Genomic DNA, 1,426 nt, shown 5'->3' with positions numbered 1-1,426 from the left:
ACCCGAGCGAGCCCTCCATTTCGAGTTCGACGAGTCGGTTGAGTTCGACCGCGTACTCGATCGGGAGTTCTTCCGTGATCGGTTCGATGAATCCGGAGACGATCATTTGTTTTGCGTCGTCGTCGTCGAGCCCTCGCGACTGCAGGTAGAAGATGTCCTCGTCGCCGATCTTTCCGACTGTCGCTTCGTGAGCCACGTCCACTTTCGACTCGTTGATCTCCATGTACGGCATCGTGTCCGACGTTGACTCGTTGTCGAACATCAGCGCGTCACATTCCACTGCCGTTGAGGAGTTCTCTGCGCCGTCTGCGATGTGGACCAACCCACGGTAGTTCGTCCGCCCACCGTCTTTCGAAATCGACTTCGACTCGATCGTCGACTTCGTCTCTGGCGCGTTGTGGTACACTTTTGCGCCCGTGTCGATGTCTTGGCCATCGCCTGCGAACGCGATCGTGATGTGGTTGTCCGAGGCGCCGCGACCCTTCAGGATCGTCGACGGATACAGCATGGTGGCTTTCGAGCCCATCGAACCCGAAATCCACTCCATGCGGCCGTTCTTCTCGGCGATTGCGCGCTTCGTGTTCAGGTTGTACGTGTTCTTCGACCAGTTCTGGACTGTCGAGTACTGGACGTGAGCGTCCTCCTTGACGAAGACTTCGACGCCGCCCGAGTGGAGATTGAACGCGGAGTACTTGGGTGCAGAACAGCCCTCGATGTAGTGGACTTCAGAGCCGGCTTCAGCGATGATGAGGGTATGTTCGAACTGGCCCATGCCCTCGGAGTTCATGCGGAAGTACGCCTGGATGGGCATTTCCACGGTGGTGTCCTCGGGGACGTAGACGAAGGAGCCGCCAGACCAGATGGCGCCGTGGAGTGCGGCGAACTTGTTGTCGCTCGGCGGGACGGCCTTGGTCATGAAGTACTCTTTGACGAGGTCTTCGTGCTCTTGGACGGCTTTGTCCATGTCACAGAAGACGACGCCTTTGTCCTCCCAGCGTTCCTGCATGTTCTGGTAGACGATTTCGGACTCGTACTGGGCACCGACGCCGGAGAGGGCGTTCTTTTCGGCCTCGGGGATGCCGAGTTTGTCGAAGGTGTCCTTGATGTCGTCGGGGAGGTCGGTCCAGTCGTCGACGCCGCCACGGACGTCGATGTCGGGACGGATGTACGGGACGATCTCGTCGATGTCGATCTCAGAGAGGTCAGGCGCTTCGGGCCAGTCGGTAGGCATGGGCATGGCCTGGAACTGCTTGAGCGCGCGGAGGCGCCGCTGGAGCATCCAGTCGGGCTCGTTTTTGTCCTCGGAGATGACGCGGATCGTCTCCTCGTCGAGGCCACGCTCGCTTCTAAATGCGGAGTTCTCCTCTTTTTTGAACTCGAAGCGTGCCTCGGTGTCTGTCTCTTTCAGGTGATCTTGTGAACTCAT

The 1,426-nt window shown here is 58.8% G+C and carries 1 protein-coding gene; it reads right to left on the bottom strand.

What is annotated here, in order from left to right; translation table 11 throughout:
* A partial coding sequence (gene sufB, locus ACWUI7_RS13450) for a Fe-S cluster assembly protein SufB (RefSeq protein ID WP_496642714.1) occupies positions 1-1,426 on the bottom strand: 1,426 nt, incomplete at its 3' end.

This window comes from Halorubrum orientale, from assembly GCF_059623105.1.
The sequence above is the reverse complement of the archived record's forward strand: the minus strand, read 5'-3'. Positions and strand labels throughout refer to the sequence as shown.